Source organism: Pseudomonas sp. HMWF006 (assembly GCF_003061205.1).
Taxonomy (GTDB): Bacteria; Pseudomonadota; Gammaproteobacteria; order Pseudomonadales; family Pseudomonadaceae; genus Aquipseudomonas; species Aquipseudomonas monsensis.
Map to the genome: position 1 here is coordinate 1 of NZ_QAIU01000487.1, position 5,443 is coordinate 5,443.

Below are 5,443 nucleotides of genomic sequence, written 5' to 3' on the forward strand. Positions count from 1 at the left end.
CCACCGACAACGGGAAATTGCCCCAGCCCAGTCCCGCCTCGACCATCTCCAGCGCCGCCTCCAGGGTGTCGGTGCGCCAATGCGATTCGGCCACCAGCGGTCGGGTTTCGCTGATCGGCAAATCACGACTGGCGACGAAGATCTGCCGCACGTGCACCAGGTCTTCGAGAAACAGGTCCTGCCCCTGCAACAACGGACTGTCCGCCGCCAGCGTGGCAATCATCCGTTCGCTGCCGACGAACTGAAAGCGCTCCAGCACGTTCATGCTCAACCCGGCAAACGCCAGGCACACGCTGACCCGGCCGCTGTGCAACATCGCCAGCACGTCATCCTGCGGCGCAGTCAGCACTTCGATGTCGAGCAGCGGATGGCGCTCGGCAATCACCTTGATCGCGGCCAGTAAACGCCGACGGTCGATATCGGCAACCGCGCCAATCGACAACTTGCTCTCCAGCCCCAACGACAGTTCCACCGCGTGGACTTGCAACTGCTTGAGCTGCTCGGCGATCAGCCGTGCGTGAGGCACCAGCGACAAGGCCATGGCCGTCGGTTTCGGCTCGCGATGGCTGCGGTCGAACAGCGAATAACCGAGTTCCGCCTCAAGGTTGCCGATGCCCATGCTCACCGCCGAGGGGACTTTACCCAAGGCCCGGGCGGCGGCGGAAAACGAACCGCGCTCGATCACTGCGAGGAACAGTTCGATGCTGTCACTGTTGAAATTCACTCCACTCACCTATCAATGAAACTGAAAGCTTCTGACTTTTTCTGTCACGCCTATTGAAGCTATCTTTCGTCGCCTTCGCCAGCCCCACTGGCCAACACGCTGCAAGAAAGAGGCAAAACCCCATGCAAGGCGTCAAACGCAAACTGATCTACGTGTCGCTCTATGAAGTGATCGGCATGACCTTCTCCGCCCTCGGTCTGGCGCTGCTGTCCGGCACCTCGCCGGGCAGCACCGGGCCGCTGGCCGTGATCATCACCACCATCGCCGTGACCTGGAATTTCATCTACACCTCGCTGTTCGAGCATTGGGAAAGCCGCCAGCCATCGCGCACGCGCACGGTCAAACGGCGGATCGCCCACGCGGTCGGTTTTCAACTGACGCTGATCGTGTTCCTGATCCCGCTGATCGCGTGGTGGATGAACATCAGTCTGGTGCAGGCATTCCTGCTGGATCTGGCGTTGATCATCTTCATCCCGTGCTACACGTTCGCCTTCAACTGGCTGTTCGATCGCGTCTTCGGCTTGCCGGCGTCGGCGCTGCCCGATTCGCCCGCCGCGGCATAAATCGTTAATTGGTAACCAGTTATTGCAAGAAATCGGCGGCTTTTCCGGGTAAACCGCCGATATTCACAATCCGTGAACTCCGATAGCAGGCTAAGCTTTTCCATCAATAAAAAATGGATCAGCCGATGACTGCTCACACCCCCGCCACCGCGCAACGCGATGGCATCGACCCGATACGCGCCGCCGAGATTTCCGCCCGCATCGACCGCCTCCCTGCCGTCGCCACGATCTGGCGACTGGTGGCGCTGTTGTCGATCGGCGGTTTCTTCGAACTCTACGATCTGTTCCAGACCGCCTACATCAGCCCCGGCTTGATCCGCGACGGCCTCTTCGCCACCGGCAATCAGGGCGTGTTTGGCTTCTCCGATCAGGCCGCGTTTGCCTCGGCGACGTTCCTTGGCCTGTTCCTCGGCGCCAGCCTGCTCAGCCCATTGGCCGATCGTTTCGGCCGGCGGGCGATCTTCACCTTTGCGCTGGTCTGGTACACGGTGGCCACGGTACTGATGGGCATTCAAAGCTCGGCGCTGGGCATTATCTGCATGCGTTTTCTGGTGGGTATTGGCCTGGGTATCGAGTTGGTGACCATCGACGCCTACCTCTCGGAACTGGTGCCCAAGCGCATGCGCAGTTCGGCGTTCGCCTTCGCCTTTTTCGTGCAGTTTCTCTCGGTGCCAGCGGTGGCGCTGATGTCGTGGTGGCTGGTGCCGCAGGCGCCGTTCGGGATCAGCGGCTGGCGCTGGGTGGTGCTGGCCAGCGCGGTGTTCGCGCTGTTTATCTGGTGGTTGCGCAAGCGCTTGCCGGAGTCGCCGCGCTGGCTCGCGCAACATGGCCGCTTCGACGAAGCCCACCGTATCCTCGATGACATCGAGGCGCGCTGCGAAAAGGATCATCGCCAGCCACTGGATCAGCCCGAAACTGTGCCGGTCGATGTCGAAGGCAAGGGGCGTTTCGCTGATATCTGGCAACCGCCGTATCGTCGGCGCGCGTTGATGCTGATCGTTTTCCACATCTTTCAGGCCATCGGCTTCTTCGGTTTCGGCAACTGGTTGCCGGCGCTGCTTTCCGGTCAGGGCGTCAGCGTCACCCATAGCCTGATGTATGCATTCATCATCACCCTCGCCTACCCGCTCGGGCCGTTGCTGTTCGTGAAGTTTGCCAACCGGTTCGAAAACAAGTGGCAGATCGTCGGTTCGGCCCTGGGTTCGATGACCTTCGGCACCCTGTTCGCCTGGCAGACCAGTGCGTTCGGCCTGATTGTCTGCGGGGTGATGATCACCTTCTGCAACGCCTGGCTGAGCTTCAGTTATCACTCTTACCAAAGCGAATTGTTCCCCACCAACATCCGCGCCCGGGCGGTGGGGTTCTGCTATTCGTTCAGTCGATTGTCGACCGTGTTCAGCAGCCTGTTGATCGGCGTGTTTCTCGATCACTTCGGCACACCCGGGGTGCTGGCGTTCATCGTCAGCAGCATGCTCATTGTGATGCTGACCATTGGCTATTTCGGCCCGCGCACCCGCAATCTGGCGCTGGAGAACATTGCCCATCGCTGACAGCCGAGCGGTCATCCTCTGCCGCGAGACGGCAACGGCTGACCGCTTCTTCGCTTGGCTGACACGCCAACCCCCTGAAACACAACAACTTATGCAACGGGCACGGTAATTGCTCCTGTACGGCAGTCAGTCATTACCTACAGGTCAATTCATCATGTTGGTCAGTGCAAAACACATGGAAACGCTCCCGCTGCCCAAGCGGCTGGCTGGAGACGCCACCGCCACCGCGGCGGCAGGTCTGCAAGGCGGCCTCCACGGCGCGATGCTGCAAGCCCTGCAGAACCAGGTGCAGACGCAAAGCACGGAAGCCACGGCCAAGGTGCAGGACTCGGCCACCCAGAATGCGACCCAACAGGTCAGTGCAGCCTCGCGCATCAGCGACAATGTCGATGAAGCGTTCGCCAAGACCCGCGTCAATCTGCAATCGACCGATGCCACCGGCGGCACCGGCAAAAGCGCCACCGACGAGTTCAAGGACTACATGAGCAAGACGCCGGAACAACGGCTGCGCGACAGTATCCTCAAGGACATGGGCCTGACCGAAGAAGACATCGCCAACCTGCCGCCGGAGAAACAACTGGCGGTGGCCAAAGAGATCGCCCAGCGCCTGCAGGACAAGATGCAACTGGCGCAATCGGAGAAAGAGAACGTCAACGACATCAAGGACAGTGACAAACTGGCGGACAAGTTTCTCGCTGCGCTTTGATCTGAAAGTTGCATCAAACCCAATGCAGGAGTGAGCCTGCTCGCGATAACGGTACATCAGTTACTTATCCGGTGACTGACACACCGCCATCGCGAGCAGGCTCACTCCTACAGTTGTTTATGGGTGGCTAGTTCAGTTGCAGCGTCGCATTGAACTGCCCGATGGCATCCACCACATGCCGTGAGCCCTGCTGAATTTCCAGGATCACCTCCCCCGCTTCATTCGCCAGTTCTACCCCGAGCCCGGTGCGGCTCAGGCTCGACTGCATGCTCGACACCGCACTCAATGACAGATCGTGGTTCTTGCGCACCACGTCGACAATTTCCAGCGTCGCCTGACTGGTGCGCGCCGCCAGACTTCGCACCTCATCCGCCACCACCGCAAAACCACGCCCGTGTTCACCGGCCCGCGCCGCCTCGATGGCGGCGTTCAGTGCCAGCAGGTTGGTCTGGTCGGCAATCCCGCGAATGGTCTGCACGATGGTGCCGATGATGTCCGACTGCTTGTTGACCGCGTCGATGCTTCGCGCCGCTTCGTTGAGGTCGCGGGAAATGTCCTGAATGATCTGCACCGTTTGCTGCACGACCTGTGAGCCTTTTTGCGCGCAGGCGTCGTTTTGTACCGAGGTGCTGTGAGCCGATTCCGCCGCGTTCTGCAAAGTGGTCATCTGCTGGGTGATGTCGCTGGCGAACTTCACCACTTTGTACAAACGGCCCTTGGTATCGAACAACGGGTTGTAGGAGGCTTCGAGATAAACCATTTGCCCGGACTTGTTCTTGCGCTCGAAACGGTGCGAGTGGTATTCGCCGCGATTGAGTGATGCCCAGAACGCCTTGTACTGCGCCGACTCGGATTCGGAACGGTGACAAAACAGGCTGTGGTGGTGACCGACGATTTCATTGAGCGAGTACTGCATCGTTCTGAGAAAGTTGTCGTTGGCGGTAATCACGTTGCCTTCCGGAGTGAACTCGATCACCGCCATCGAACGGCTGATCGCCGCCAGCATGCTTTCTTCTTCGTGTTCTTTATTGACCCGTGCGGTGATGTCCGCCGCCACTTTGATCACACTTTTGACTTGTTTGTCCGCGCCGTACACCGGCATGTAACTGGCTTCGAGCCAGATCTCCTTGCCGCTTTTGTTCAAGCGCAGAAACGTGCCGCTGATCGGCTCGCCCCGGGCCAGGTCACGCCACAACCTGGCGTAGTCCTCGCTGCGGTAATACACCTCTTCGCAAAATACCCGGTGATGTTTGCCGCGCACTTCCTCGGCGCTGTAACCCATGGTCTTGCAGAAGTTTTCGTTGGCATCCAGAACAATGCCTTCAGGCGTGAATTCGATCATTGCCATCGAGCGGCTGATCGCTTCGAGTTTGGCATTGGCTTCGGTCAAGGCGCAGCTGAAACGCTCGATTTCCTGCAGGTCAGCCTTGTGATGTAGGTTGAACATGGTTGTATCACCTTCCGCGCGGTCTTTTGATTTGATGAAAGTTCAGGTCTTTCAAGATCCACCACTACGTTCCATAGAACAGGCACACGCACTCCTCCACGGGAGGAAGTTGTCAGGTGATAAATGATGGTCAATCGGAGAGTCCATGCAGCGACGCTCTAATCAAGACATCCTTCTCTTGATAGCCCGCACGCGGGCCAGCCCTAACGCGTTGAAGAACTTCCATGTAAAACGATGCTCCTTGTCGGTTCAGTGTCGGTGCCTTTAATTGCGCACTCTGGCAGCATGAAGTCACGGACCAACCGTGTACGACCCTCATGGATTGACATGACGGTCGACATAGTCAGTTAAAGGTCAGCATAGACAGCGCGAAGCCGTGCGCAAGGCCACTAGTCGGCCAGTATCTGGCACTTTTTGCACAAGAATCGGTTCAGCGCGGGGGCAGGTGTTGGC

Annotated in this window: 5 protein-coding genes and 1 pseudogene; 3 read left to right on the forward strand and 3 right to left on the reverse strand. The window is 58.9% G+C overall.

What is annotated here, in order from left to right; all coding sequences use genetic code 11:
- On the reverse strand, positions 1–724 hold a 724-nt coding region (locus DBR24_RS21235), incomplete at its 3' end, for a LysR family transcriptional regulator (protein WP_146189098.1).
- A 122-nt stretch (positions 725–846) separates the two neighbouring features.
- On the opposite strand from DBR24_RS21235, the gene DBR24_RS21240 reads away from it, so the two are divergent.
- From DBR24_RS21240 to DBR24_RS21250, 3 genes are all read left to right on the forward strand, one after another.
- Positions 847–1,287, forward strand: a complete 441-nt coding sequence (locus DBR24_RS21240; RefSeq protein ID WP_128615730.1) for a PACE efflux transporter — start codon at positions 847–849, stop codon at positions 1,285–1,287.
- A 125-nt stretch (positions 1,288–1,412) separates the two neighbouring features.
- Positions 1,413–2,837, forward strand: coding sequence for an MFS transporter (locus tag DBR24_RS21245; protein ID WP_128615731.1), 1,425 nt, complete (start codon positions 1,413–1,415; stop codon positions 2,835–2,837).
- Positions 2,838–2,991: 154 nt separating this feature from the next.
- Positions 2,992–3,543 carry a hypothetical protein gene (locus DBR24_RS21250; RefSeq protein WP_128615732.1) on the forward strand — a complete coding sequence of 184 codons (552 nt, stop codon included), beginning with the start codon at positions 2,992–2,994 and terminating at the stop codon, positions 3,541–3,543.
- A gap of 127 nt (positions 3,544–3,670) precedes the next feature.
- Here DBR24_RS21250 and DBR24_RS34900 read toward each other — a convergent pair whose 3' ends face one another.
- Together DBR24_RS34900 and DBR24_RS34905 are read right to left on the reverse strand one after the other, a co-directional pair.
- Positions 3,671–4,210, reverse strand: coding sequence for a methyl-accepting chemotaxis protein (locus DBR24_RS34900; RefSeq protein ID WP_225931099.1), 540 nt, complete (start codon positions 4,208–4,210; stop codon positions 3,671–3,673).
- A 3-nt stretch (positions 4,211–4,213) separates the two neighbouring features.
- Positions 4,214–4,990: pseudogene (locus DBR24_RS34905) on the reverse strand (PAS domain-containing protein); the annotation flags it as partial.
- Between the last annotated feature and the right edge of the window lie 453 nt (positions 4,991–5,443).